Source organism: Streptomyces sp. 4N124 (assembly GCF_052245395.1).
Taxonomy (GTDB): domain Bacteria; phylum Actinomycetota; class Actinomycetes; order Streptomycetales; family Streptomycetaceae; genus Streptomyces.
Map to the genome: position 1 here is coordinate 83,009 of NZ_JBQQBS010000002.1, position 26,146 is coordinate 109,154.

General features: G+C 70.6%; 25 protein-coding genes, 1 tRNA gene and 1 pseudogene. 16 read left to right on the forward strand and 11 right to left on the reverse strand.

The window, feature by feature from the left end:
- Window positions 1-72 precede the first annotated feature (72 nt).
- Entirely contained in the window at window positions 73-1,482 is a 1,410-nt protein-coding gene (locus ACTWQO_RS02335; RefSeq protein ID WP_443235495.1) for an alpha,alpha-trehalose-phosphate synthase (UDP-forming), read from the forward strand.
- Here ACTWQO_RS02335 and otsB read toward each other — a convergent pair.
- The 3 genes from otsB to ACTWQO_RS02350 form a co-directional block, all read right to left on the reverse strand.
- Window positions 1,450-2,298, reverse strand: a complete 849-nt coding sequence (gene otsB, locus ACTWQO_RS02340) for a trehalose-phosphatase (protein WP_443235496.1) — start codon at window positions 2,296-2,298, stop codon at window positions 1,450-1,452. The two genes, ACTWQO_RS02335 and otsB, sit on opposite strands and share 33 nt — an antisense overlap.
- Window positions 2,299-2,393: 95 nt before the next feature.
- The gene (locus ACTWQO_RS02345) at window positions 2,394-2,621 is read right to left on the reverse strand and encodes a DUF3263 domain-containing protein (protein WP_362940499.1); all 228 of its coding nucleotides are present in this window, start codon (window positions 2,619-2,621) and stop codon (window positions 2,394-2,396) included.
- Between the two features lie 41 nt (window positions 2,622-2,662).
- The gene (locus ACTWQO_RS02350) at window positions 2,663-3,880 is read right to left on the reverse strand and encodes an extracellular solute-binding protein (RefSeq protein ID WP_443235497.1); all 1,218 of its coding nucleotides are present in this window, start codon (window positions 3,878-3,880) and stop codon (window positions 2,663-2,665) included.
- Between the two features lie 175 nt (window positions 3,881-4,055).
- Between ACTWQO_RS02350 and ACTWQO_RS02355 the strand changes: the two genes are divergently transcribed.
- The 3 genes from ACTWQO_RS02355 to ACTWQO_RS02365 all read left to right on the forward strand — a co-directional run bounded on the left by ACTWQO_RS02355 (window position 4,056) and on the right by ACTWQO_RS02365 (window position 7,272).
- Entirely contained in the window at window positions 4,056-5,000 is a 945-nt protein-coding gene (locus ACTWQO_RS02355; RefSeq protein ID WP_443235498.1) for an ROK family protein, read from the forward strand.
- Entirely contained in the window at window positions 5,000-6,211 is a 1,212-nt protein-coding gene (gene nagA / locus ACTWQO_RS02360) for an N-acetylglucosamine-6-phosphate deacetylase (protein WP_443235499.1), read from the forward strand. Before ACTWQO_RS02355 ends, nagA begins: the two co-directional genes overlap by 1 nt.
- A gap of 131 nt (window positions 6,212-6,342) precedes the next feature.
- Window positions 6,343-7,272, forward strand: a complete 930-nt coding sequence (locus ACTWQO_RS02365; protein ID WP_443235500.1) for a 1-phosphofructokinase family hexose kinase — start codon at window positions 6,343-6,345, stop codon at window positions 7,270-7,272.
- On the opposite strand, the gene ACTWQO_RS02370 is transcribed toward ACTWQO_RS02365, so the two are convergent.
- Both ACTWQO_RS02370 and cdgB read right to left on the reverse strand, forming a co-directional pair.
- Window positions 7,269-8,225, reverse strand: a complete 957-nt coding sequence (locus ACTWQO_RS02370; RefSeq protein WP_443235501.1) for a carbohydrate-binding protein — start codon at window positions 8,223-8,225, stop codon at window positions 7,269-7,271. The genes ACTWQO_RS02365 and ACTWQO_RS02370 overlap by 4 nt on opposite strands.
- Before the next feature lie 120 nt (window positions 8,226-8,345).
- On the reverse strand, window positions 8,346-10,004 hold the full coding sequence (gene cdgB / locus ACTWQO_RS02375; protein WP_443235502.1) for a diguanylate cyclase CdgB: 1,659 nt from the start codon (window positions 10,002-10,004) through the stop codon (window positions 8,346-8,348).
- Between the two features lie 313 nt (window positions 10,005-10,317).
- On the opposite strand from cdgB, the gene ACTWQO_RS02380 reads away from it, so the two are divergent.
- The gene (locus tag ACTWQO_RS02380) at window positions 10,318-10,902 is read left to right on the forward strand and encodes a flavin reductase family protein (RefSeq protein WP_443235503.1); all 585 of its coding nucleotides are present in this window, start codon (window positions 10,318-10,320) and stop codon (window positions 10,900-10,902) included.
- A gap of 2 nt (window positions 10,903-10,904) precedes the next feature.
- Here ACTWQO_RS02380 and ACTWQO_RS02385 read toward each other — a convergent pair whose 3' ends face one another.
- On the reverse strand, window positions 10,905-11,780 hold the full coding sequence (locus ACTWQO_RS02385; protein ID WP_443235504.1) for a sigma-70 family RNA polymerase sigma factor: 876 nt from the start codon (window positions 11,778-11,780) through the stop codon (window positions 10,905-10,907).
- Window positions 11,781-11,907: 127 nt separating this feature from the next.
- Entirely contained in the window at window positions 11,908-12,336 is a 429-nt protein-coding gene (gene arfB / locus ACTWQO_RS02390) for an alternative ribosome rescue aminoacyl-tRNA hydrolase ArfB (RefSeq protein WP_301981966.1), read from the reverse strand.
- Between the two features lie 162 nt (window positions 12,337-12,498).
- On the opposite strand from arfB, the gene ACTWQO_RS02395 reads away from it, so the two are divergent.
- Window positions 12,499-13,074, forward strand: a complete 576-nt coding sequence (locus ACTWQO_RS02395; RefSeq protein WP_443235505.1) for a TerD family protein — start codon at window positions 12,499-12,501, stop codon at window positions 13,072-13,074.
- Window positions 13,075-13,181: 107 nt separating this feature from the next.
- Here the strand turns inward: ACTWQO_RS02395 and ACTWQO_RS02400 are convergent, their stop codons facing one another.
- Window positions 13,182-14,054 carry an alpha/beta fold hydrolase gene (locus ACTWQO_RS02400; protein ID WP_443235506.1) on the reverse strand — a complete coding sequence of 291 codons (873 nt, stop codon included), beginning with the start codon at window positions 14,052-14,054 and terminating at the stop codon, window positions 13,182-13,184.
- Window positions 14,055-14,124: 70 nt separating this feature from the next.
- On the opposite strand from ACTWQO_RS02400, the gene ACTWQO_RS02405 reads away from it, so the two are divergent.
- Window positions 14,125-14,691: a GNAT family N-acetyltransferase gene (locus tag ACTWQO_RS02405; RefSeq protein ID WP_443235507.1), complete on the forward strand. Its 567-nt coding sequence runs from the start codon at window positions 14,125-14,127 to the stop codon at window positions 14,689-14,691.
- Between the two features lie 29 nt (window positions 14,692-14,720).
- Here ACTWQO_RS02405 and ACTWQO_RS02410 read toward each other — a convergent pair whose 3' ends face one another.
- Window positions 14,721-15,221, reverse strand: coding sequence for a hypothetical protein (locus ACTWQO_RS02410; protein WP_443235508.1), 501 nt, complete (start codon window positions 15,219-15,221; stop codon window positions 14,721-14,723).
- Between the two features lie 38 nt (window positions 15,222-15,259).
- On the opposite strand from ACTWQO_RS02410, the gene ACTWQO_RS02415 reads away from it, so the two are divergent.
- Window positions 15,260-16,669, forward strand: a complete 1,410-nt coding sequence (locus ACTWQO_RS02415) for a M1 family metallopeptidase (RefSeq protein ID WP_443235509.1) — start codon at window positions 15,260-15,262, stop codon at window positions 16,667-16,669.
- Window positions 16,670-16,728: 59 nt separating this feature from the next.
- Window positions 16,729-17,748: a non-homologous end joining protein Ku gene (gene ku / locus ACTWQO_RS02420; protein ID WP_443235510.1), complete on the forward strand. Its 1,020-nt coding sequence runs from the start codon at window positions 16,729-16,731 to the stop codon at window positions 17,746-17,748.
- 67 nt (window positions 17,749-17,815) lie between these two features.
- On the opposite strand, the gene ACTWQO_RS02425 is transcribed toward ku, so the two are convergent.
- Window positions 17,816-18,463 (reverse strand): pentapeptide repeat-containing protein, encoded by a 648-nt coding sequence (locus ACTWQO_RS02425; RefSeq protein ID WP_443235744.1) that lies wholly within the window; start codon window positions 18,461-18,463, stop codon window positions 17,816-17,818.
- Window positions 18,464-18,719: 256 nt separating this feature from the next.
- Between ACTWQO_RS02425 and ACTWQO_RS02430 the strand changes: the two genes are divergently transcribed.
- The 3 genes from ACTWQO_RS02430 (at window position 18,720) to ACTWQO_RS02440 (ending at window position 22,506) form a co-directional block, all read left to right on the forward strand.
- Window positions 18,720-19,883 carry an NAD(P)-binding protein gene (locus ACTWQO_RS02430; RefSeq protein ID WP_443235511.1) on the forward strand — a complete coding sequence of 388 codons (1,164 nt, stop codon included), beginning with the start codon at window positions 18,720-18,722 and terminating at the stop codon, window positions 19,881-19,883.
- 68 nt (window positions 19,884-19,951) lie between these two features.
- Window positions 19,952-20,932, forward strand: a complete 981-nt coding sequence (locus ACTWQO_RS02435; RefSeq protein ID WP_443235512.1) for a zinc-binding dehydrogenase — start codon at window positions 19,952-19,954, stop codon at window positions 20,930-20,932.
- Window positions 20,933-21,009: 77 nt separating this feature from the next.
- A complete protein-coding gene (locus ACTWQO_RS02440; RefSeq protein ID WP_443235513.1) occupies window positions 21,010-22,506 on the forward strand; it encodes an MFS transporter in 1,497 nt (498 codons plus the stop codon).
- 198 nt (window positions 22,507-22,704) lie between these two features.
- On the opposite strand, the gene ACTWQO_RS02445 is transcribed toward ACTWQO_RS02440, so the two are convergent.
- Entirely contained in the window at window positions 22,705-24,108 is a 1,404-nt protein-coding gene (locus ACTWQO_RS02445; protein ID WP_443235514.1) for an NAD(P)/FAD-dependent oxidoreductase, read from the reverse strand.
- Between the two features lie 93 nt (window positions 24,109-24,201).
- Between ACTWQO_RS02445 and ACTWQO_RS02450 the strand changes: the two genes are divergently transcribed.
- The 4 genes and pseudogenes from ACTWQO_RS02450 to ACTWQO_RS02465 all read left to right on the forward strand — a co-directional run bounded on the left by ACTWQO_RS02450 (window position 24,202) and on the right by ACTWQO_RS02465 (window position 26,049).
- Complete coding sequence (locus ACTWQO_RS02450) at window positions 24,202-25,050, forward strand: aminoglycoside phosphotransferase family protein (RefSeq protein ID WP_443235745.1); 849 nt, start codon at window positions 24,202-24,204, stop codon at window positions 25,048-25,050.
- Between the two features lie 9 nt (window positions 25,051-25,059).
- Complete coding sequence (locus ACTWQO_RS02455) at window positions 25,060-25,536, forward strand: GNAT family N-acetyltransferase (RefSeq protein WP_443235515.1); 477 nt, start codon at window positions 25,060-25,062, stop codon at window positions 25,534-25,536.
- Window positions 25,537-25,745: 209 nt separating this feature from the next.
- A pseudogene (locus ACTWQO_RS02460) lies at window positions 25,746-25,859 on the forward strand (AhpC/TSA family protein); the annotation flags it as partial.
- A 116-nt stretch (window positions 25,860-25,975) separates the two neighbouring features.
- A tRNA-Thr gene (locus ACTWQO_RS02465) sits at window positions 25,976-26,049 on the forward strand.
- Window positions 26,050-26,146: the final 97 nt, after the last annotated feature.

Consider the following 26,146-nt stretch of genomic DNA (forward strand, 5'->3'; position numbering starts at 1 on the left):
AACGAAACGCGCCGGTTGTATACGCGTGGGCCGTACGTTTGAGCGGTTCTGGCCTGGGCTAGGTTGAGGCGTATGGCTGCAACCTTCGGTGCTGCGCAGGTACTGGTCGCGTCCAACCGCGGCCCCGTCTCGTACGGGGTCCGCGAGGACGGCTCGCTGCACGCCAAACGCGGCGGCGGCGGGCTGGTGTCCGGTCTCTCCGCGATCGGGCCGGACGCGGACGCCCTGTGGGTCTGCTCGGCCCTCGGCGACGGCGACCGCGAGGCGGTACGGCGCGGAGTCGGTGAGTCCGGTGTACGGATGCTGGACATTCCGGCCGATGTGCACGCGGACGCGTACAACGGCATCGCGAACTCGGTCCTCTGGTTCGTCCACCACCTGCTGTACCAGACGCCGCTGGAGCCGGTCTTCGACGCGGAGTTCCGGCGGCAGTGGGAGTCGTACGTCCGCTACAACCGCGCGTTCGCCGAGGCGCTGGCCGAGGAGGCGGGGGCCGGAGCGGCGGTGCTGGTGCAGGACTACCACCTGACGCTGGTGCCGGGCATGCTCCGCGAACTCCGCCCCGACCTGCGGATCGGCCACTTCTCGCACACGCCGTGGGCGCCGGTCGAGTACTTCCGCATGCTGCCGGACGACATCTCCGAGCAGGTGCTGCGCGGGATGCTCGGCGCCGACCGGCTGGGCTTCCTCACCCACCGCTGGGCCGACGCGTTCACCGCGTGCGCCGAAGCCCTCGTCGGCGGGCTCGGCGACACCCGGGTCGGCGTGCACGGGCTGGGCGCCGACGCCGACTTCCTGCGCCGGCGCTCGCACGAGACCGACGTCGAGGAACGGATGGCCGCGCTGCGGGCCGAGATCGGGCCGGGCCGCCAGACCATCGTCCGGGTCGACCGCACCGAGCTGTCCAAGAACATCGTGCGCGGCCTGCTGGCGTACCGGCAGCTCCTCGACGACCACCCCGAGCTGCGCGGGAGGGTCGTGCATGTCGCGTTCGCGTATCCGTCGCGGCAGGATCTCGCCGTCTACCGGGAGTACACGGCCGAGGTGCAGCGGCTCGCGGAGGAGATCAACTCCGGGTACGGCACGGCGGATTGGACGCCGGTCGTACTCCACGTGAAGGACGACTTCGCCCGCTCACTGGCGGCATACCGGCTCGCGGACGTGGCCCTGGTCAACCCGATCCGCGACGGCATGAACCTGGTCGCCAAGGAGATGCCGGTCGTCTCCGACGAGGGGTGCGTGCTGGTGCTTTCGCGGGAGGCGGGGGCGTACGAGGAGCTGGGCGAGGACGCGATCACCGTGAACCCGTACGACGTGACGGGCACGGCCGAGGCGTTGTACGAGGCGTTGACGATGCCGGTCGGGGAGCGGGGGGAGCGGACGAAGCGGCTGGCGGCGGCAGCGACGGCGCTGCCGCCGGCGCAGTGGTTCCTGGACCAGCTGCACGCCCTACCCGATACGGGCCGCCAACTCCGCCAGTAGCCGCACGACCCCCGCCGGACCGTCCACCACCACATCCGCCCGTTCCCTCAGCTCGGTCACCTCGTCGCTGCCGCTGCACACCAGCAGACCGGGGGTGCCGTCGGAGCGGAGCTTGTCGACGGCCGAGTAGGCGGGAAGGTCGCCGAGGTCGTCGCCGGCGTAGAGGACGGATTCGGCGCCGATGTTGCGCGCGTGGTCGGTGAGGGCCACACCCTTGTCCATGCCCGGTGGCCGGAGTTCGAGGACCAGGCGACCCGGCTCGACGATCAGGCCATGGCGGGTGGCAAGGTCGGCAAGGGGCTCGCGGAGGGCCTCGAAGGTGGCCTGGGGATCGTCGGCACGGCGCGTGTGCACGGCGACGGCCCGGCCGCCCTTCTCCTCGATCCAGGCGTTGGTCCCGTCCAGGAGCGCCGGCAGCTCCGCGCGGACGGCGGCGACTCCGGGGTGCGGCGGTGGGGCCGTGACGGTGTCGGTGACGGCGTCCCAGCGCTCGGCGCCGTAATGGCCGAGGACCACGAGATGCTCCAGACCGGAAACACCGGAGAAGCCGCCATGCCGGACGGCGACCTCCGCCGGACGCCCGGTGATCACCGCGACGCCGGCCACCTTCGGCGCCAGCGCGGCCAACGCCGGCACCGCCCCCGGATGCGCCCGCGCCCGCTCCGGATCCGCCACGATCGGCGCGAGCGTCCCATCGAAGTCAAGGGCGATCATCGCCCTACCGGGCCGCTCAAGAAGAGCAGCAAGCCCGGCCCGACCGAGCGGGGTGACGGGGTTCGGCAAGGCTTCATTTGTCGAGTCCACAAGCCTGACCATATCCACGCAGGCCGGCTCAACGCCCCTTCAGGGGCGCGGGGAACTGCGCGACCAGCCCCTACCACCCCGCAGACGAACGCATGCCGACGGACCCCTCACCTCTCCGCACGCCGAGCGTCCCGCACACGCCGCAGCCGATTCACCGTCACCGGATCATGAGCCAACGCCCGAGGATCATCAAGCAACGCATTCAGCAGCTGGAAATACCGCACCGGCGCCAACCCCAGCTCCTCCCGTATCGCCCGCTCCTTCGCGCCCGGCCCCGGAAAGCCCCGGCGTTCGAGCGCGAGGATGTCCTGCTCCCTGCGGCCCAGCTGCTCCATGCCCCGCACGCTATCCCCCACCACTGACAGCGCGCCCGGAGTCACTCGGTGCTCGCGGCCGAAACCGCCGCCGCCTGCAGCTGCTTCAACACCGCCGACGGATTGCCGCCGGAGGCCACGGCCTGCCCGATCCGCTTCTTGACGGCCACGCTGACCTCGGCCCAGGAGGTCTTGCCGACCGGATACAGCTCGGAGAGCGGCAACTCGTCCAGGAACGGCTTGAGATCGGCGTCCTGCTTGGCCTCCGACATCGTCGCGGACGCGTTCGACGTGACCGGCAGCAGGTCGTACTCACGCGAGAAGTCCAGCACGTTCTTCTCGTCGTACACGAAGTCGAGGAAGTCGCCGACCTCCTCGGCGTGCCCGTTCTTCTTGAACGCCGTCATCCAGTCGGCGACCCCCATCGTGGCGTCGCTCTCACCGTCGACGCCGGGCATCGGCACCATGCCGAACTTCACGCCCTTCTTCCCGGCGATGTTCATCAGCGAGGGGTGCCCGTTGAGCATGCCGACGTCCCCCTTGGCGAACGCGGCGAACGCGTCGGCGCGGTTCAGCTTGCCCGGCGCTATGGGCCCGGTCAGGCCCTTGCCGACGAGTTCGTCCTTGAGCCAGGTGAAGGTGTCGAGGTTCTGCGCGGAGTCGATGCCGTAGGTGCCGTAGCCGTCGGTGTAGCCGCCCCCGCCGCTGAGCAGCCACTGCATGGTCTCGGCCTGCGCCTCCTCCGGCCCCAGCGGCAGGGCGTACGGGTACTTCACCCCGTCCGCCTTCAGCGCGGCGGCGTCGGTGGCGAGCTCGTCCCAGGTGGTCGGCGGCGTGAGGCCGGCCTGCTTGAAGAGGTCCTTGTTGTAGAACAGCAGCCGGGTGGAGGCGGCGAAGGGCATGCCGTACTGCACCCCGTTCACCTGCCCCGCCTTGGCGAGCTGGGAGGCGAAGCCGGCCTGGGTGGTGATGGAGAGCAGGTCGTCGGCGCGGTAGAGCAGGCCCTTGTCCGCGTAGTCGGCGTACGCGCCGATCTGCGCCATGTCCGGGGCCTTGCCGGCGTCGACCAGCTCCTTGACCTTGCGGTCGACGTCGTTCCAGGAGTAGACGCTGACCTCGATCTTCACCCCGGGGTGGTCGGCCTCGTACGCGTCGACCAGCTTGCCCCAGTACTTCTGGGAGCTGTTGGCCGCGCTGTCGCCGTAGTCGGCCGCGACCAGCTTCAGGGTCACCTCGTCCGCGTCACCGCCGAGGCCGCAGCCGCCGAGCACCGCCGTCATGCCCAGAGCGGACACCACCGCGATCGCCCCTGTCCTCTTCCGCCCCTGCACAGCTCTCCTGCCCCACCATCGCGATCGCGCATCACCATCGCGAAAACTTTCGATACGTCGCCATAAGGTCTACACCACGCAAGTGGACTAGACCTCTTCCGGGTCCACGGGCCACACTGTCCCCGTGAGACATGTCATCGCCCTCGACGTGGGCGGCACCGGGATGAAGGCCGCCCTGGTAGGGGCGAAGGGCGAGCTGCTGCACCGGGCCCGCCGCGCCACCGGCCGCGAGCGCGGCCCCGGGGCCGTCGTCGAGAGCATCCTCGACTTCGCCGCGGAACTACGCGCCTACGGCGACCAGACCTTCGGCGAGCCCGCGGCCGCCGCCGGAGTCGCCGTCCCCGGCATCGTCGACGAGGAGCACGGCATCGCCGCCTACTCGGCCAACCTCGGCTGGCGCGACGTACCCCTGCGCGACCTGCTCACCGCCCGCATCGGCAACGTCCCCGTCGCCCTCGGCCACGACGTCCGCACCGGCGGCCTCGCCGAGGGCCGCATCGGCGCGGGCCAGGGCACCGACCGCTTCCTCTTCGTCGCCCTCGGCACCGGCATAGCGGGCGCGATCGGCATCGAGGGCCGCGTGGAGTCGGGCGCCCACGGCTTCGCGGGCGAGATCGGCCACATCGTCGTACGACCGGCAGGGGCCCCCTGTCCATGCGGTCAGGCCGGCTGCCTGGAGCGGTACGCGTCGGCGGCGGCGGTGAGCGAGGCCTGGGCGAAGGCTTCCGGCAACCCGGACGCGGACGCGGCGGACTGCGCAAAGGCCATGACCTCCGGCGACCCGAAGGCCATCGCCATCTGGCACGAGGCCATCTCCGCCCTGGCCGACGGCCTGACCACCGCCCTCACCCTGCTGGACCCGCGCACCCTCATCATCGGTGGCGGCCTGGCCGAAGCAGGAGAAACGTTGTTCACACCGCTGCGGGACGCGGTGAAGAACCGCGTGACCTTCCAGAAGCTGCCGACGATAGTCCCGGCGGCCCTCGGGGACACAGCCGGCTGCCTCGGCGCCGGTTTGCTGGCCTGGGATCTCCTCGACACAACTGACCGCACGGAGGTAACGACCTAATGGCCACCCCCCCAGGGGCGCGGGGAACTGCGCGACCAGCCACAGTCAACCCGCACCCCGCGACGGCGAAGGCACCCCTCGTCCTGTCCGGTGCCAACGTGGTCATGCCGACGGGAACCGTCAAAGACGGCTCAGTAACCGTCAACGGCACCCGAATCGCCGCAACCGCCCCGGAGCACGCCCAGGTCATCGACGTGACCGACCACTGGCTACTCCCCGGCTTCGTCGACATCCACAACCACGGCGGCGGCGGCGCCTCGTTCACTTCAGGCACCCCAGACGACGTAGTCACCGGCATCCACACGCACCGCCTGCACGGCACCACCACCCTCGTCGCCTCCACCGTCACCGGCGACATGGACTTCCTGGCCCAGCGCGCGGGCCTGCTCAGCGAACTCGCCGAGCAGGGCGACATCGCCGGCATCCACTTCGAGGGCCCGTTCATCTCGCCGTGCCGCAAGGGCGCGCACTCCGAGGAACTGCTGCGGGACCCGGACCCCGCGGAGGTCCGCAAGCTGATCGACGCGGCGCGCGGCAAGGCGAAGATGGTCACGCTCGCGACCGAACTCCCGGGCGGCATCGACTCCGTGAGACTCCTCGCCGAGCACGGCGTCATCGCGGCGATCGGCCACACGGACGCGACGTACGAGCAGACGGTGGAGGCGATCGAGGCGGGCGCGACGGTCGCGACGCACCTCTTCAACGCGATGCCGACGCTGGGACACAGGTCGCCGGGCCCGATCGCCGCCCTCCTTGAGGACGACCGCATCACCGTCGAGCTGATCAACGACGGCACACATCTCCACCCCGCCTCCCTCCAACTCGCCTTCCACCACGCGGGAGCGAGCCGTGTGGCGTTCATCACCGACGCGATGGACGCGGCCGGCTTCGGCGACGGCCGCTACATGCTCGGCCCGCTGGAGGTCGAGGTCAGCGAGGGCGTGGCCCGTCTGGTGGAGGGCGGCTCGATCGCCGGCTCCACCCTCACCCTGGACCGCGCCTTCAAGCGCGCGGTGACGATCGACCGCCTCCCGGTCGAGGACACGGTCGCAGCCCTGTCCGCCAACCCGGCCAAGCTGCTGGGGATGTACGACACGATCGGCTCCCTGGAGCCGGGCAAGTACGCGGACCTGGTGATCCTCGACACGGACTTCAACCTGAAGGGCGTCATGCGCAGGGGTGAATGGGTGGTGAATCCCCAACTGGGCTGATCCGTCCGGCAGTCAGCGAGACGGTGGCCGACCCAGGACTGGGCTCGGCGGCCGTCTCTTTGGCATGATCTGACATCCGGACAGACAGACGGCAAGCGCATTCCGCATTTCATCGGGGGAGGTCGGCCCAGGTGATCCTCACGGTCACACTGAACACCGCTCTCGACATCACCTATCGCGTACGGGCGCTCCGGCCGCACACCACGCACCGGGTGACCGAGGTGACCGAACGCCCGGGCGGCAAAGGCCTGAACGTGGCCCGCGTACTCGCCGCCCTCGGCCACGAGGTGACGGTCACCGGCTTCACGGGCGGCGCGACGGGCCGCGTCATCCAGGACCAACTCACCACCACACCGGGCCTGGTGGACGCCCTCGTCCCGATCTCCGGCCCGACCCGCCGCACGATAGCCGTCGTGGACGAACAGACCGGCGACACGACCCAGCTCAACGAACCCGGCCCGGTCATCACCCCCGCCGAGTGGTCCGCCTTCCAGGAGGCATACGAGGATCTGCTCCCGTCGGCGTCGGCGGTGGCCCTGTGCGGCAGTCTGCCGCCGGGCGTGCCGGTGGGCGCGTATGCCGGGCTGATCCGGGACGCAAGGGCGGCAGGCACCCCGGTGTTGCTCGACACGAGCGGCGAACCACTCCGCCGCGGTGTGGCGGCCCGCCCGGACATCATCAAGCCCAACACCGAAGAACTCGCCGAACTCACCGGCTCCCACGAGCCCTTCCGAGCCACCCAGGACGCCCGCCGCCGCGGCGCACACGCCGTCGTCGCGTCGCTGGGCCCCGAGGGACTGCTCGCGGTGACCCCAGAGGGCCGCTGGCGCGCAGCCCCACCCACCCCGGTACACGGCAACCCGACCGGCGCGGGCGACTCCGCGGTCGCGGGCCTCCTGTCGGCCCTCGTCGAGCACTTGCCGTGGCCGGACCGACTGGCCCGAGCGATCGCCCTGTCGGCGGCGACCGTACTGGCGCCGACGGCGGGCGAGTTCGACCGCAGGGCGTACGAGGAGCTGGTGGGGCGGGTGGCGGTGACCGGGGAGGTCAGCGCGGCCTAGCTCTCGACCTGGCCCTTCTTCAGCGACAGCTGGTCCAGCAGGACGTTGCACTTGTCGCCGTTCTCGCAGGAGACCGAGATCGTGTTGGTGCCCTTGGTGAGGGAGGGCCACGCATACGTCGTGGTCCAGCCCTTTGCGAAGTCGCCGTCGGCGGCCTTTGCGTAGTTCTTCATGCTCAGCTTGCTGCCGAACGGCTTGCCGTTGACGGTGAGCGTCATCGACTGGTCCTCACCGGCCGCGCTGTAGCGGGCGAAGAGCGTATAGACGCCTTCTTCAGGGATGCCATTGACGGTCCAGGTCACCGAGTTGCCGACCTGGTTGAGGTTGCCGACGTAGATGCCACCGTCCGACTGAGCACCCTCGACGTCCGAGGCCAACGCGGCGGTTCCGCCCAGTCGCAGCGCCTTGGCGTCGCTCTTCGGGAGTTCCACCTCGCTGCCGGCGTCGCCGCTCGCCGACTGACTCGGCTCCGCGCTCTGCCCGGTGGACGGCGAGCTTGACGCCCCGCCGCCGTCGGCCTTGTCGTCGTCGTTGCCGTTCATCATCGCCAGGCTGATCCCGATCACGACCGCGGCGACCACCGCGACCGCGCCGATCAGCAGCCCCTTGGTGTTCGGGCCGCGCCCGCGCCCACCGCCGCTGTACGACGGCTGCGGCGGAGCGGTGGGACCGCCGCTGCCGGGGAACGCGTAGTGGGCGCTCGGCTGGCCGTACGCGCCCTGCTGCTGCGGCACGGTCTGGCCGTACTGCGCGGTGGGTGCCGTGGGGGCAGGTGCCTGCTGGCCGTACTGGCGCTGGCCGACCGAGCGCGCTCTGTTGACGGAGCCGACGGAGCCGGGGTAGCCGTAACCGCCGGAGGGCGGCTGGGCGCCGTTGGCCTGACCGTCGGCGTAGAGGTAGCCGAACGGGTCGTCGTCCTCGGGCGTGCTCGCGCCGTTGTTGCCGGGCGTCATCCCTAGGTCTCCTCAACAGGTGCGGTGCGGATGCAGTGCATGGGGTCAGAATGGCGAGCCTACCCGCTCCGCGAGGCCCAAACGGGTGACTCCGGTCGCATCAGCTCACTGACCTGCGCGTCATCCCGCACGTCTGTGCTGTTTGGGACGCGATCGTTTCTCGACGTACATCCGCTCGTCAGCGGACTTCAGCACTTCGTCCGCCGTCATCCCGCAGTGTGCCCACCCGATACCGAAGCTTGCCCCGACCCGCATGGCACGCCCGTCGACCCGGATCGGCTGGATGATCTCGGCGCGCAGCCGGGCCGCGAGGTCCGCCGCGTCGGCGCGCCCGAGCCCGTCGGCGAGGACGACGAACTCGTCACCGCCGAGCCGGGCCACCGTGTCGCCGTCGCGGACCCCGCGGGACAGTCGCCTGGCCACCTCGATGAGCACCGCGTCGCCCGCGTTGTGCCCGAACCGGTCGTTGATGGACTTGAAGCCGTCGAGGTCGCAGAAGAGGACCGCGAGCCCCTTGGTGCCGTCGTCGTGCTCGCCCTCGGGGGCGACGGTGTGGACATGGTGGTCGTAGGCGTCGTAGACATCGATGCCACCGCCCGGGCGGTAGTCGAAGCCGTGGCCGTTGGCGTCGTAGGCGGGATGGCCGTAGGCCGCGTCGACGGGTTCGAGGGCGCCGGGGTGGGTGGGGCGCTGGCAGAGGCGGGAGGAGAGCCGTGCGCGCAGCTCGGCGGAGTTCGGCAGGCCGGTGAGGGAGTCGTGGGAGGCACGGTGGGCGAGCTGGAGCTCGCGGCGCTTGCGTTCCTCGATGTCCTCGACGTGGGTGAGCAGGAAGCGGGGGCCGTCGGCGGCGTCGGCGACGACGGAGTTGCGGAGGGAGACCCAGACGTACGTCCCGTCGCGGCGGCCCAGGCGAAGTTCGGCCCGGCCGCCCTCCGCCGAGGTCCGCAGCAGCGTGCCTATGTCCTCGGGGTGGACCAGGTCGGAGAAGGAGTAGCGGCGCATCGCGGAGGCGGGGCGGCCCAGCAGACGGCACAGGGCGTCGTTGGTCCTGAGGATCCGGCCGTGCTGGTCGCCGCCCATCTCGGCTATGGCCATGCCGGAGGGGGCGTACTCGAAGGCCTGCCGGAAGCTTTCCTCGCTCGCTCGCAGGGCCTGCTGCTCACGTTCGAGCCTGACCAATGCCCGCTGCATATTCGCGCGTAGACGTGCGTTGCTGATGGCGATGGCGGCCTGGAAGGCGTACATCTGCAGGGCCTCGCGGCCCCAGGCGCCGGGCCGGCGGCCGTTGCGCGGCCGGTCCACGGAGAGCACGCCGATCAGCTCGCCGCACGAGCCGCCCTGAATACCGGGCGTGTGCATGGGCGCGAAGAGCCGGTCCGACGGGTGCCACTCGTCCTCGAAGCGGGGCGCGGGCCCGTCGGTGTACCACTGCGGTACGTCGTCGTCATCGAGGACCCAGCCCTCGGTGTGCGGGATGAAGACCAGGTCGCCCCACTGCTCGCCCATGCTGAGGCGGCGCTCCCAGGACTCGCGCGAGCCGACACGGCCGGTGATGAGCGCCTCGGCGGCGGGGTTGCCGGCGAACGCGGCGACGACTAGATCGCCGTCCGGCCGGACCAGGTTGACGCATGCCAGCTCATAGTTGAGGCCGGTCACGACGCCGTCGGCGACGGTCTGCAGTGTGTCCGCAAGGCTGCGTGCCGTGTTCATGTCCGCCATGACCTGGTGCAGCTGTCGCAGGGACGCAAGACGGACGTACGGCTCCGACTCGGTCTCCATGCTCGCCCTCCCCCCGAGACCTCGCAGCGAATCAAGGGTTCTCTTCGGCGGTTCTTGATCAGTGGTGCCCTTGCAGCTTCCCGCCACTGAATCACAGCGCGCTGCTCACTCGGTACACAGGGTCAACAATTAATGGCTCTTGTGACTCAAGTCACAGCGAAACATGAACAATTGAGCGGTGTTTCTGCGATTTTCCTGTGCGTTTACCGACCGCAAATTTCGCACCTCTGTGGAGATTGCGTCTCTGGTCCTAGGACCCGGTTCGGACTGACGCCCGATGTGCCCCGCACCGGCCGGAGACTAGCGTTTTGGCGTGCTGAACACTCCCCGTGCCACCACCCCGCCCGTCCCCGTGCCCCGCGCCGGGCATGCTGAGGGGGTGAGCAACGACGAGTTCCGCGCAGCCATGTCCCGGCTGGCCGCGGGCGTGGTCCTGGTGACCGCACAGGAACCCCCGCTCGACCCGGACGACCCCATGTCACCGAAGGTCGAGGACGTCGGCATGACCGCGACGGCCTTCATGTCGGTGTCCCTCGACCCGCCCCTGGTCCTGGTCAGCCTGCGCGACGGTTCCCGCATGGACGACCTGCTCGCCGAGCAACCCCTGTGGGGGGTCTCGGTCCTCTCCGAGAGCCAGCGCCACATCGCCGGCCGCTTCGCCATGAAGGGCCGCATCAGCGACCGTCTGCTGTTCGAGGACATCCCCTACGTCCGCGGTGAGGCGACCGGCGCTCCCCTCGTGGGCGGCGCCCTCGCGACCCTGGAGTGCCGTACCGAACAGCGGGTGCCCGCGGGCGACCACACGCTGGTGATCGGCCGGGTGCTGACGGCCGCCGTACCGAGCGCGGACGGCGGCCCGCTCGCGTATTTCCGGGGGCGGTACCGGCAGTTGGGGTGACGTCACACATCCAGGAGCGTGATGTCCTGGTCGGCGGCGCGGGCGGCGTCGGTCGTGATGTCGATCGCCGTGATCCGGTCGTGTGCGACCGTGAAGCTGAGCGTCCGCACGGGGCGGCCGTCCACGAGGACGACGAAGCCGACGTTGCCGCCGATCAGGGCGGGGCGGGTGATCAGGGCGGGCTGTGCCAGGGCGGCCTGCGAGTAGCGGGACGCCGAGGAAGCGACCGCCACGGCGCCCGAGGTCACGCCGGCCTCGGACCGCGCCACGACATCCGGGTCCAGAACTTCCACCAGCGCGTCGAGGTCGCCCTCCCGCGCGGCGGCCAGGAAGGCGTCGACGACCCGCCGCTGCCGCACGAGATCGGTGTCCGGGGCCTCGGCGCCCTGCACCCGCCGCCGGGCGCGGCTGGCCAACTGCCGGGCCGCGGTCGGCGTACGCCCCACGATCGTGGCGACCTCGTCGAACGGCACCGCGAACAGATCGTGCAGCACGAACGCCAGCCGCTCGGCGGGTGACAGCGTCTCCAGTACGACCAGCAGCGCGACGCCCACCGAGTCCGCGAGCAGCGCGTCCTGCTCCGGGTCCGGCGCCGTGTCCGTCGGCACGGGCGCGCCGGAGTCGAGGGGCTGTTCCGCGCGGGACTTCCGCGTGCGGAGCATGTCGAGGCAGACCCGGCCCACCACCGTCGTGAGCCAGCCCCCGAGATTGTCGACCTCACTGGTGTCCGACCGGCTCAGCCGCAGCCACGCCTCCTGCACCGCGTCCTCGGCCTCGGCCTGCGAGCCGAGCATGCGGTAGGCGACGGCACGGAGGTGGCTTCGGTGCGACTCGAAGCGCTCGGCGAGGAACTCGGTGCTGTGCGGCGCGTCGGTCATGGTCGGGTCCCCTCGTACGGCTCGCGGTCGGTCGACACGAACATGACGGATGGGGTGGGGGAAACGTGACAGGCGGAGCCGGTGTCTCACGCCGGCCAGCTCAGGACCGGTTGAGCGGCCGACCGGCTCAGGACCAGTCCCGCCCCGACCGCCCCCGCTTCGTGTCCGACCGCGCCTTCTTCTCCCGCAGCCGCCGCTCGTTGATCCCGCGTGGGATGCGCGTCGGCCGCCGCGGCTTGGGCGGCGGCGCGGTGGCTTCGGCGAGCAGGGCGGCGAGGCGTACGGCGGCGGTCTCGCGGTTGCGCCACTGGGACCGGTGCTCGGAGGACCGTACGGTGATGACCCCGTCGACGAGCCGGGCGGCCAGCCGCTCAAGGGCCCGCCGCTTCCACACCTCGGGCAGCGCCTCGGTCTTCGCCAGGTCGAAGCGCAACTCCACCTGCGAGTCACTGGTGTTGACGTGCTGCCCGCCCGGCCCCGACGACCGCGAGAAACGCCACATGAGCTCGGCCTCGGGAAGCGAGACGGAGCCGCGAATGGGATAGGGACCGGACATGGCTCCATGGTCCCCGCTCTGTCCGGTCCACGTCACCCGAATATCCCGGCCGGCCCGGGTAAAGAAAGTAAAGCCACCTGGAACCTCGCGTACGCTCCCGGCGTTCATAGGGGTAGCTGTAGCGTTCTTGCCGTACGTAAACGAGGGAAGGGACTCCCAACAATGGCTGTAAGCCTGTCCAAGGGTGGCAACGTCTCGCTCACCAAGGAGGCTCCGGGCCTGACCGCCGTCACCGTGGGCCTCGGCTGGGACGTCCGCACCACCACCGGCACGGACTTCGACCTCGACGCCTCGGCGATCGCGGTCAACCCGCAGGGCAAGGTGTACTCCGACGCCCACTTCATCTTCTTCAACAACAAGCAGACGCCGGACAACACCATCGTCCACACCGGCGACAACCGCACGGGCGAGGGCGCGGGCGACGACGAGGCGATCAACGTCAACCTGGCGGCCCTCCCGGCCGACATCGAGAAGATCGTCTTCCCGGTCTCGATCTACGACGCCGAGAACCGCACGCAGAACTTCGGCCAGGTCCGCAACGCCTACATCCGCATCCTCAACCAGGCGGGCGGCGCCGAGATCGCCCGCTACGACCTCTCGGAGGACGCGGCCACCGAGACGGCCATGGTCTTCGGCGAGCTCTACCGCAACGGCGCGGAGTGGAAGTTCCGCGCCGTCGGCCAGGGCTACGCCTCGGGCCTGGTCGGCATCGCCCAGGACTTCGGCGTGAACGTCTGACGGACGCGCCGTCTTACGGAGCCCCCGGCCTTCGAGGCCGGGGGCTCCGTCGTCATGCCTCGGCCCTGTGGACTCCTCAGCCCAGTTCTCGGCGCGTGCAGCGACCCTCAGCCGACCTCGTCGAGGACCTCGCGCAGCTTGCGCGCGAAGGCGTCGGGCTGCCCGGAGTAGCCGCCGAACTCGCCGTCGAGGAAGCCGCCGTGGTGGCTCGGGAACACCGTCGCCTGCTGACCGAGCAGCTTGGCCGTCGCCACCGAGGTGCGTCCGGTGAAGGTGTCCTCGGACTCCTCGCCCACGGCGATCACGATCCGCGTCGGCGCCGCGGTGAGCACGTCGACGTCGGGCTGGTAACTGCTGACCGCCCAGGACCGGTCGGACAGCAGCGGATCGTCACGAGTGCCGTCATCCTCGGCCGGCATCCCGAAGGCGGCGGGATCCGGCGCGGGCTGGGCGAAGTAGTCGTCGGTGAACTCGCCCTGCCATGACGTCATCACGATGAAGGCCGCCATGCCGGCACCCCAGCCCTTCTCCTGGTACACATCCCGGAAGCCGGCCCGGGCGCGCTCGGCCGCCTTGGCGTCGGGGAGCACCGGGATGAGCGGCGGCTCGTGCGCCACCAGGGTGGTCACATCCTCGGGGTAGGCCGCCACGAGGGCGAGCGCGGTCACCGCACCGCCGCTGCTCGCGAACATCTCGACCGGGCCGACGCCGAGCGCCTCGATGACGGCGTGCACGTCGGCAGCCTGGATCTGGGGTGCGTGGTCGACGCGGCCGTCCTTTCGGGTACTACGGCCGAGGCCGCGCGGGTCATAGGTGATCACGGTGCGGTCGGGGAAGCGCGAGGCCAACCCGCGGAAGCCGCTGGCGTCCATGGGCTGGCCGATCATGAACAGCGGTGGACGTCCGTCGGCGGTCGGCAGCGGGCCGTGGACGTCGTACGCGAGGTCGACCTCGGGGGTCTTGAGCATGTGTGTAGCCATAACCGTGTAGACCCGGTCCGCGCCGAGAACTCATCGCCTCCCAGGCCCGCGGCGCTCATACGATGGTCCGGTGCCTGAAACGGTCGTACTCACCGCTGAAGCGACACCGTCGCTGCCCGCCCTCATGCTGCGCCCGTGGTGCGTCGATGACGTCCCCGCCCTGGTCGAGGCGTGCCGGGATCCCGCTTTGCGGCGCTGGACGAGTCTCGTCGTGGAGAACGAGGCCGACGCGCTGAGGTGGGTGCAGGGTCAGGAGCGGGGATGGGCGGCCGGTGACCGGTTCGGCTTCGCGGTCCTGGAGACGCAACCCGGAGCAGATCAGCGGCAGTTGGTCGGGTATGTGGTGCTCAAGGACGTGGCTCCGGGGAAGCCGTCGGCCGAGGTGGGCTACTGGACCGCGGCGCGCGCTCGTGGGCGCGGAGTGGCGCCGCGGGCGCTGGAAGCCGTCACCGGGTGGGCCTTCGGGCACCTGGGTGCCGACCACCTCGTACGTCTGGAGCTCCTGCACCAGGCGGACAACCTGGCCTCGTGCCGGGTGGCGCACAAGAGCGGCTACGACTTCGACAGGCTGCTGCCCGCAGCGCCGCCGTCCTTCCCGCTCGACGGTCATCTGCACTCACGGCGCAGGGGCGACTGAGAGCCACTGCCGGCAATCGCCGCCGCAGCTCACTCCACCCGCGGGAACTTCGCCTGCAAGGTCCAGATCGCCGGGTTCTCCGCCAGGTCGTCGTGCAGATCGCACAGGTCGGCGATCAGGTCCTGGAGGAAGTCCCGTGCCTCGCGCCGCAGCTCGGCGTGGGAGAAGCTCAGGGGCGGCTCCTCCGCCGGCGTCCAGTCGGCCTCGATGTCCACCCACCCGAACCGGCGCTCGAAGAGCAGGCGGTCGGTGGACTCGGTGAAGTCGAGTTCCGCCCGCTGCGGGCGGGAGGCCCGGGAGCCGGCCGGATCCCGGTCGATCCGCTCGACGATGTCGCACAGCGCCCACGCGAAGTCCAGCACCGGCACCCATCCCCAGGCTGTGGACAACTCCCGGTCCGCCTTGGTGTCGGCGAGATAGACGTCCCCGCAGAACAGATCGTGCCGCAGCGCCCGGACGTCCGCGCGCCGGTAGTCGGTCTGGGGCGGATCGGGGAAACGGGTGGAAAGGGCGTAGCCGATGTCGAGCACGTACGCGATGGTGTCACGGCCCGCCTAGGATCATTGACGTGTCCCGATCCGTACCCGTTGTCCCGACCTGCGTACTTGCCCTGCTCGCCCTCGCATTGACCGCGTGCGGCGGCGGAGTCGTCGGCACCCCCGGCGGCTCGGGCCTCGGCGACCCGTACTTCCCGAAGGCGGGCAACGACGGCTACGACGTCACGCACTACGGCCTGACCCTCGACTACGCCCCCGAGACGGAGCACCTCACCGGCACCGCCGAGATCACGGCGACGGCCACCCAGGACCTCTCCGCGTTCAACCTCGATTTCGAGGGCCTGGACATCGAATCCGTCACCGTGGACACCGAGCGCGCCCGCTGGAACCGCACCGGCCAGGAACTGACCGTCCGTCCGCGCCACGACCTGGACGACCAGGACACCTTCCGCGTCACCGTCCGCTACTCCGGCACCCCCGAGACGATCACCGACCCGGACGGCTCGGAGGAGGGCTGGCTGCCGACCGAGGACGGCGCCCTGGCCCTCGGCGAACCGACGGGCTCCATGGCCTGGTTCCCCGGCAATCACCACCCGTCCGACAAGGCGGCGTACGACATCGAAGCGACCGTGCCGAAGGGGCTGCACGCCGTCTCCAACGGGGAGCTGACCCACGAGACGACCAGGGACGGCCGTACGACCTTCACCTGGCACTCCGCCGAGCCCATGCCGAGCCACGCCGCCACGCTCGCCGTCGGCCGATACGACATCAGCCGCACCACCGTCGCGGACGACCTGCCGGCGTACACGGCCGTGGACCCCCGCCAGACCAAGGCCAGCCGGGAGGTGCTGGCGCAGCTCCCCGAGATCATGGAGTGGGCCGAGGACAACTTCGGCCCGTACCCGTTCTCCTCCACCGGGGCGATCATCGAGCGCGAGGACGACATCGACTACGCCCTGGAGACCCAGAACCGTCCCGTCTTCCCCGGCGCCCCCGACACGGAACTCCTCGTCCACGAACTCGCCCACCAGTGGTACGGCGACTCTGTCTCCCCGAAGACCTGGCGGGACATGTGGCTCAACGAGGGCTTCGCGACCTACGCGGAGTGGCTGTGGCAGGAGGACCACGACGGCGAGACCGCCCAGGAGATCTTCGACCAGCTCTACGCCGGCGACTACTACGACGACCCCGAGGACAACGAGGCGATCTGGGCCTTCCCGCCCGGCAAGCCGACCGACGCCGCGCACATCTCCGACCCCCCTGTCTACGTACGCGGCGCGATGGTCCTCCACAAGATCCGGGAGACGGTCGGCGACGACACGTTCTACGAGATCATCCAGGGTTGGGCCGCCACCCACCGCCACGGCAACGCGGACACCGACGACTTCACGGCATACGTCGAGCGGCAGGCCCCGGATCAGGACTTCACGCCGGTCTGGGAGGAGTGGCTGTACGGCGAGGGCAGGCCGGACCAGTCCTGACGTCATACGATGGGAATCTCCCGTAAACGGTGACAAAAGGGTGCGGAGGGGTGCTGCACGTGCGATCCATCTGGAACGGCGCCATCTCGTTCGGCCTGGTCAGCATCCCGATCAAGCTGGTGAACGCCACCGAGAGCCACTCGATCTCCTTCCGCCAGATCCATACGGAGGACGGCGGCCGTATCCGCTACCGCAAGGTCTGCGAACTGGAGGACCGCGAGGTCACGCAGGGGGAGATCGGCAAGGCGTACGAGGACGCGGACGGCTCGCTCATCCCGATCACCGACGAGGACCTGTCCCACCTTCCGCTCCCCACCGCCAAGACGATCGAGATCGTGGCGTTCGTGCCGAACGACCGGATCGACCCGCTCCAGATGGACGCCGCGTACTACCTCGCGGCGAGCGGCGCCCCGGCCGCCAAGCCGTACACACTGCTGCGCGAGGCACTCAAACGGAGCAACAAGGTCGCCATCGCGAAATTCGCCCTGCGCGGGCGGGAGCGGCTGGGCATGCTGCGGGTGGTCGACGACGCGATCGCCATGCACGGGTTGCTGTGGCCGGACGAGGTCCGCGCCCCCGAGGGCGTCGCCCCGGACACGGGAGTCACGGTCCGCGACAAGGAGCTGGACCTCGCGGACGCCCTGATGGACACCCTCGGCGAGGTCGAGCTCGATGATCTGCACGACGAGTACCGCGAGGCCGTCGAGGAGGTCATCGCCGCGAAGGCCGCCGGCGAGGCGCCGCCCGAGGCGCCCGAACCCGAGAAGGGCGGCAAGGTCCTGGACCTGATGGCCGCCCTGGAGAAGAGCGTCCGGGAGGCGAAGGAGTCCCGCGGCGAGGCGGCGGAAGAGGAACCCGCCCAGGTCAAACGCCTCCCGTCCCGCAAGACCGCCCGCGCCGCACCCAAACAGCCGGCCGGCAAGAAGTCGACGACCGCCAAGAAGACGACCGCGAAGAAGACAGCATCCGCGAAGAAGACGGCCAAGTCGGCGCAGGGCGCGAAGAAGTCGACGGCCGCGAAGAGCACGGCGAAGAAGACGCAGGCCAAGAAGACGACGAGCCGTAAGCGGACGGCTTGAGCGGATGGCCTGAGCGGATGGCTTGAGGGACTACAACTCCTTGCGCGGCACCGCGCACGGGCGGGCGTCACCCCTCCACCCGAATCCCCAATTCTCCCGCCAACACCCCCGCCAGATCCAGCAGTTGACCCGTGCTGATCACCGCCCCCGACAGCCGGCCGATCCCCCGTGCGATGCCCAGTTCCGCCGCCTCCCTCAGGTCGACATCCGTCATCGTCACTGACGTGAAGTCGGCCTCCTTGAGGACGCAGCCGGGGAACTCCACGCGCTCCAGGCGGGCGCCGCCGAAGTCCGGTTCGACCAGGACGCAGTTCTCGAAGACGACGTCTCTGAGGCGGGCGGCGCGCAGGTTCAGGTAGTCGATCTTGCCGCCGCGGATGACGACGCGTTCCAGGACGGCGCCGTGCAGTTGGGTACCGCCGAGCCGGGCGTCCACTACTTCGACATCGCGCAGGGTCGCCTCCGCGAGGTTCGTGCCGACGCCGCGCGGGGCGGTGAGGACCGAGTCGAGGAAGCGGGCGTGGTGCAGCCGCGTCTCGTCCAGCGCGCAGCCCGTCAGCGCGCAGTCCATGAAACGGGCGCCCCCGCCGTCCTGCCCGGCGAGGTCGGCCTCCCGGAACTCCAGCCCGTCGTAATCCCCGTCCGGCTCCAACTCCCCGTCCTCGAACGGCTCCAGCGCCGGCAACCGCACCTCCGGCCGCCGCGCCCCCTTCACCACCCCAGCCTTCTTCGCCACGCCCTGCCTCCCGTCACTCCCGCACCAGACCGCCCGTACCACGCCCGTATCGCCCCCATGCTGCACCCCGCCACTGACAATCCACCTGACCTGCGAAAACCCCGCCCCAAGCAGAGTGCTATGTCACATTCCAGTCCCCTCCGACCAGTGCCATGTCACATTCCGGCCCCCTCCGACCGTCGTACTCCCAGAAAGGCGACCCAACCAGAGCCCAACCAGAGGGAGACCCCCAGCCATGCACCGCATCACCGTCATCGGCGGCGGCTTCGCCGGACTCACCGCGGCCATCACCGCCGCGGAGGCGGGCGCCAAGGTCACCGTGCACGAAGCGCATCACACCCTCGGCGGGCGGGCGCGGACCGCTGAGGGGCCGTACCGGACGAACGAAGGCCCGCACGCCCTCTACAGCGGCGGCCCGCACTGGGCCTGGCTCCGGCAGCGCGACCTGATCGGGCCGCTCGCCCCGATCCCACCCCTGGAGGCGGCCCGGCTGCGGCTGAAGCACCACGGCGCACTGCGCCGTACCCCACCCTTCGCCATGCTCAAGCTGCTCAGCCGCAGCGCCCAACAGGCGCCCGTCGACGTCGACTTCATGACATGGGCCGAGCGGGAGGCGGGCGAGGAGGGGGCCCGCGCCGCAGCGCACCACTCCGCCGTCGCGCTCTTCCATCACGACCCCGGCGGCCTGTCCGCGGCCTTCGTGCAGGAGCGGTTGCGACGTGCCACGAAGCTGCCTCCGGAGGCGCACTATCCGCGTGGCGGCTGGGCCACCCTCATCGACCGGATGGCCGCCCGCGCCTGGAACCTCGGTGTCCGGATGGAGACCCTGTCCCGGGTCGACACCCTGCCCACCGACACGCCCGTCGTCGTCGCCACCTCCCTCGACTCCGCTCGCAGCCTGCTGAAGGACGACTCCCTGACGTGGACGAGCGGGCGTACCGCGCTCATCGACCTCGCGGTGCGGACCCGGCGCGGGGACGCCTTCATCGTGTCCGACCTCGACTCCCCCGGCTGGCTGGAGCGGTTCACCGCGCAGGACCGTTCGCTGGCGCCGGCCGGTGAGCAGCTCATCCAGGGCCAGATCCCGATCGCCCCGCACGAGTCCCGGGCCGACGGCATCGCCCGTGCCGAGCGGCTGCTCGACATGGCATTCGAGGGCTGGCGCGAGCGCGTCACGTGGCGCCGGGAAGCCGTGGCGAACGGCCGTACGGGCGCCGTCGACCTGCCCGGCACCAGCTGGCGCGACCGGCCGGCCGTCGACCGCGGGGCCGGCGTCTATCTCGCGGGCGACGAGGTCGCCGCGCCGGGCGTGCTGTCCGAGGTCTCCTTCAACAGCGCGCTCACGGCGGTGTCGCTGGCCCTCGGCCGCCGCAACGCCCTTGACCTCAAGCAAGCTTGAGGTTGAAGAGTGGGCGCCATACCGAGCGATCGAATCGCCGTACCGAGCGATCACACGAGGAGCGCGCCATGCACGCCATCCGCCTGCACACCTTCGGCCCGGCCGAGAACCTCACCTACGAGGAGGTCACGGACCCGCTGCCGGGCCCGGGCCAGGTCCGTATCGCCGTGGAAGCGGCCGGAGTCCACCTCCTCGACACCGCTCTGCGCGAGGGCATGCAGGGCCCGCTGCCCGAGCCCCCGGCCCTCCCCACCATCCCCGGCCGCGAGGTCGCCGGAGTCGTCGAGTCCCTCGGCGAGGGTGTCGCGGCGCTGTGGCTCGGCAAGCGCGTGGTCGCCCACCTCGGATTCGCGCCCGGCGGCTACGCCGAGCTGGCCGTCACCGACGTCGACCGCGTCCACGAGATCCCCGAGCGCCTGGACTTCGCGCAGGCCGTCGCCATGATCGGCACGGGCCGTACGACGATGGGGATCCTGCAGTTCACCGAGCTGGGCCCCGACTCGGTGGCCGTGATCCCGGCGGCGGCCGGCGGCATCGGCACCCTGCTCGTGCAGTACGCCCGGAATGCCGGCGCCACCGTGATCGGCCTCGCGGGCGGCCCGGAGAAGGTCGCCCGCGTGCAGGCGAACGGCGCCGACCTCGCCGCCGACTACAAGGACCCCGCCTGGCCGGACAAGGTCCGCGCCTTCCTGGGCGGACGGGGAGCCACCGTCGTCTTCGACGGAGTCGGGGGCGACGTCGCCCGCGCGGCCGTCGATCTGCTCGGGCCCGGCGGGCAGCACATCGTCTTCGGCTGGTCCGGCAAGGGAATCCACGACGGCAGCCCGTACGTCGTCGAAGGCGTGACCGAGCAGGTCCTCGGGCCCGTGATGATGCGGAAGGCGGGCGGCCCCAACCCCGTACACACCCTCGAACTGCGCGCCCTCGCCGAGGCCGCCGAAGGCCGCCTCGTCCCGGCCGTACAGCGCTTCCCGCTCGCCGAGGCCGCCGCCGCGCACCGCGCGCTGGAGAACCGCGGAACCACCGGAAAGGTCGTACTGGAGCCATGAACAGGAAGGCCCGCCACAAAGATCCTCAAGAAGATCCTCAAGATGCGACACGAACCGATTCATGGTCTTCTGGCCCGGTGAGTGTCACCCGGACAGGTGAACCCACGGGCACCGACCCCCGCCGCTGGTGGGGCCTGGTGGTGATCGCCCTCGCTCAGCTGATGGTCGTCCTGGACGCGACCATCGTGAACATCGCGCTCCCTTCCGCGCAGAGCGACCTCGGCATGACGGACGGCAACCGGCAGTGGGTGATCACCGCCTACACGCTGGCCTTCGGCGGTCTGCTGCTGCTCGGCGGCCGGATCGCCGACCTGGTGGGCCGCAAGCGCACCTTCGTGATCGGGCTCGTCGGCTTCGCCGCCGCCTCCGCGATCGGCGGGGCCGCCACCACCGCGGGCATGCTGTTCGGCGCCCGTGCGCTGCAGGGCGCCTTCGCCGCCGTACTCGCCCCGTCCGCGCTCTCCCTGCTCACCACCACCTTCACCGACCCGAAGGAGCGGTCGAAGGCCTTCGGGATCTACGGCGCTCTCGCGGGCAGCGGCTCGGCGATCGGCTTCATCGTCGGCGGGCTGCTGACCGAGTACCTGGACTGGCGCTGGTGCCTGTACGTCAACGTGCCCATCGCCGTCGCCGCCGTCTTCGGCGCGCTCGCACTGCTGCACGACCGGCCCGGCCACGCGGGCGCCCGCCTCGACGTGCCCGGTGTCCTGCTGGGCTGCGGCGGCCTGGTCGCGATCGTCTACGGCTTCAGCGAGGCCCAGCCGCGCGGCTGGACGGACGCTCTGGTGCTGACGCTGTTCGCGGCAGGTGTCGTACTCCTGGCCGCCTTCGTGTGGTGGCAGAACCGGGCGCCCATGCCGCTGCTGCCGCTGCACATCATCAAGGACCGCAACCGCGCGGGCTGCTTCCTGACCATGGCGCTCGCCGTCATCGGCATGTTCGGCCTGTTCCTGTTCATGACGTACTACCTCCAAGCCATCCTCGGCTACTCGCCCGTCAAGACCGGCCTGGCCTTCCTGCCGCTGACCGCCGCGATCATCGTCGGCTCCACCCAGATCTCGGCCCGGCTGCTGGACCACGTACCGCCACGCATGCTGATGGCCCCCGGCATGGTGCTGGCGGCGGGCGGCATGGTGATCCTCACGCAGATGACGGTGAATTCCTCCTACACCACCGAGATCCTGCCCGCACTGCTCCTGATGGGCCTCGGCATGGGCCTGACCTTCATGCCGGTGTTCGCCACGGCGACCGCGGGCGTCGCCCCGCAGGACTCCGGGGTGACCTCGGCGACCGTCAACACCTCGCAGCAGGTGGTGGGCGGTTCGATCGGTACGGCGCTGCTGAACACGATCGCGACGACGAGCGGCGCGGCCTATGTCACCGCCCACCTCACCGACCCCTCCCAGCGGGACCTGGTGGTACGGGAGGGCGTCGTCCACGGCTACACAGTCGCCATCTGGTGGGCCGCCGGCATCATGCTGCTGGCAGGCCTGGTCGCGGCCTTGATGGTGACGGCGAAGGCCCCGAAACACGGCGCCCCGACGCAGGCGCCGGTACCGGAATCGGTGGCCTGAGGACGCGGGGAGGGGCTCCCTCGGACCGCGGAGCCCTTCCCCGCCCCGCTCGCCCCTCTGCCAAGCTGCGGGCATGCGTGCCGCCCCACTCCCGCCAAGCTGCGGGCATTCGTGCCGCCTAGGGCGGCACGGGTGGGCGCAGGCGGCACCCCGTCAGCGCCGGACCGCGCGACCCACCCGCCCCAGCCCTCCGCACGCTCACCGCCCCGCAACCCGATCCGCCCACCGCGCCAGCCGCGACGTCTCCCCACTCCGCATCGCCGCCTCCCGCCGATCCGCCGCCCGATACGTCGCGTACATCCCCTGCACCCCCAGCCAACGCAACGGCTCCGGCTCCCACTTGCGCACCTTGTGCCCCACCCACGGCAGATCGGTGAGCTCGGTCCGCCCACCCTGCCCGGAGTCCTGCTGCACCAGGTCCCGCAACGTCCGCGCAGCGAGATTCGCGGTGGCGACGCCCGAGCCGACGTAACCGCCCGCCCAGCCGATCCCCGTCGACCGGTCGAGCGTGACGCCGGCGCACCAGTCACGCGGCACCCCCAGCACCCCCGACCAGGCATGCTCGATCCGCACTCCGGCCAGCGACGGAAAGAACCGCACGAGGACGTCCCGCAGCGCCTCGATCGTCGCCTCCTGCGTTCGCCCGTCGTTGTCGGTCCGCGACCCGAACCGGTACGGCACTCCACGCCCGCCCAGCGCGATCCGCCCGTCGGCGGTGCGCTGCGCGTACATATAGGCGTGCGCCATGTCGCCCAGCGTCTCGCGCCCGTCCCAGCCGACCGACTCCCACTGCTCGTCGGTGAGCGGCGCGGTCGCGATCATCGACGAATTCATCGGCAGCCAGGTCCGCTTCTGACCCTTGAGCCCGGCCGTGAACCCCTCGGTGCAGCGCAGCACATACGGCGCCCGGACTGTCCCGTACGGCGTCACCGCGTGCTTCGGCCGGATCTCCGTCACCGGCGTCCGCTCGTACACGCTCACCCCGAGCGCCTCGACGGCCGCCGCCAGCCCCTTCACCAGCTTCACCGGATGCACCCGCGCCCCATGAGGCGTCCAGCTCGACCCGACGGCATCCATCACCCGGATCCGCTCGGCGGTCTCGCGGGCGCCGTACAGCTCGCGGTCCTTCTCGCCGTACGACAGCTCGCGCTCATGGAAGACCTTCAGCCGCGCCAACTGGGCGGGCCCGAGGGCGACTTCGAGGACCCCGCCGCGATGAACGTCCGCGTCGATCCCTTCCGCCGCGGCGACCTCGACGACCTCGCTCACGGTGTCGTTCATGGCCCGCTGCAGTCGTACGGCGGCTTCGTGCCCGTGCAGTTTCGCGTACCGGTCGCGCCCAGCGAGCCCGTTGTACAACCACCCGCCGTTCCGCCCCGAGGCCCCGTACCCGCAGAACTTCTGCTCCAGGACGGTGATACGGAGGAACGGCGCCGCCTTCTTCAAGTAGTACGCCGTCCACAGTCCCGTATAACCGCCGCCGACGATCACGACATCCGCCGACGCGTCACCGGCGAGCGGCTCCCGCACCGCCGGGAGTCCGTCGTCCGCGTACCAGAAGGAGATACCGCCGTTTGTGGCACCGCTTGCCGAGCTGCTCATGGCGAGGACATTAATTCGCGTGAGCCGATTCCCCCACGCCAGTACGGTCACAAGGTGATCGACATTCCGCAGGAGCTCGCCGCGTCACAGCAGATGTACAACGGGGAAGCGGGCCGCGCCTTCATCGCCGGACTCCCGGACCTGACGGCCGACTTCCTGGACCGCTGGCAGCTGACGGTCGACGGACGGCCGATGCACGGAGTCGCGGCCCTGGTCGTGCCCGTGGTCCGCGCGGACGGCACGGCGGCCGTCCTGAAGCTGCAACTCCTCGACGAGGAGAGCGAGGGCGAGCCGGTCGCGCTGCGCATATGGGACGGCGACGGGGCGGTCCGGCTCCTCGACCACGCCCCGGCCACCGGCACGATGCTCCTCGAACGCCTCGACGAGAACCGCATGCTGTCGCACCTCGGCGACACCCGCGAGGCCGTGCTGATCATCGCCCGTCTGCTGGCCCACCTGACGTCCGTCCCGGCACCGCACGGCATGCGCCGGCTCGGCGACATCGCCGAGGCCATGCTGCACCAGACTCCCTGGGCGCTCCAGCAGATCCCCGACCCGGAGGCCCGCCACCTGGTCGCCGACTGCGCTTCCGCCGTACGCGAGGTCGTGAACGAGCCCGGCGACCGCCTCCTCCACTGGGACCTCCACGACGAGAACGTCCTCGCCTCCGACCGCGCCCCCTGGCTCGCCATCGACCCCAAACCGCTCTCCGGCGACCCCGGCTTCGAACTGTGGCCCGCCCTCGACAACCGCTTCGACGCCACCGACATCGTCTGGCGCTTCGACGCGATGACGGACGTACTCGGCCTGGACCGGTCACGCGCGCGTGCCTGGACGCTGGGCAGGCTCCTCCAGAACGCCCTCTGGGACATCGAGGACGAACGCCCGCTGGAGGAACGCCAGTTGGAAATCGCCAGGCGCCTGCGGAACCACCCTGGCTAACCTCGCCCCATGATTCGCCCCGCAACCCCCGCCGACATCCCCGTCATCCACACCCTGATCCGCGAACTCGCCGAGTACGAGAAGGCCCCGCACGAGGCCAAGGCCACCGAGGAGCAGCTGCACGGCGCCCTGTTCGGCGACCGCCCGGCCTCTTACGCCCACATCGCCACCGACGACACGACCGGCGACCCGGTGGGCTTCGCGCTCTGGTTCCTCAACTTCTCCACCTGGCGCGGCGTCCACGGCATCTACCTGGAAGACCTCTACGTCCGCCCCACCGCCCGCGGCGCCGGCCACGGCAAGGCCCTGCTCACCGAACTGGCCCGCCTGTGCGTGACCCGCGGCTACGGCCGCCTGGAGTGGTCCGTCCTCAACTGGAACCGCCCCGCGATCGACTTCTACGAGTCCCTGGGCGCCCGCCCCCAGGACGAGTGGACGGTGTACAGGCTGACGGACGAGGCCTTGACGAGGCTGGGCACGGTCTGAGCTCCGCTGGAAGTGCAGCGATAGGCCGTCGATCGTCCGCAGGCCCGTTGTGGCTGGTCGCGCAGTTCCCCGCGCCCCTTCGGGGCGCTGCCGAACTGCAGCCAGCTTCACCAGGGCCGCTCAGTCGTCACCGGTCGTCGAGCGGCCCCCGATCGCGGCGATCCCCGCCCCGACCGTACGCCTCAGCTCCCGCGGATCCGCCCCGGCCCGTGAACGCGGGCCACGCCCGCACCCTTCCGCTCCCCGCGACGTACGTCATCGACCGGGACAGCACGATCCGCTGGGCGTTCGTGAACACGGACTACGAGAAGCGGGCGGAGCCGCGCTTTCTTGTCACGCAGCGTCCTGACCCGGCTACACGTCACGAACCTCGTGGCTCGGAGAAACGCGCTCTGTGTACAGTGGTGCCGCCTTCGCGTGCGGCATCGTTGCACGCGCTGCCTCCTTAGCTCAGATGGCCAGAGCGGGTCACTTGTAATGATCAGGTCGTCGGTTCGAGTCCGACAGGGGGCTCGACGAAAGTAGAGGACCAGCCCGCAGGGCCCGTGAGTCCGTAGTTTCGGCTACGGTCCAGGTCCCGCGGGCTGGTCGCCGCACGGGCGGTGAGCCT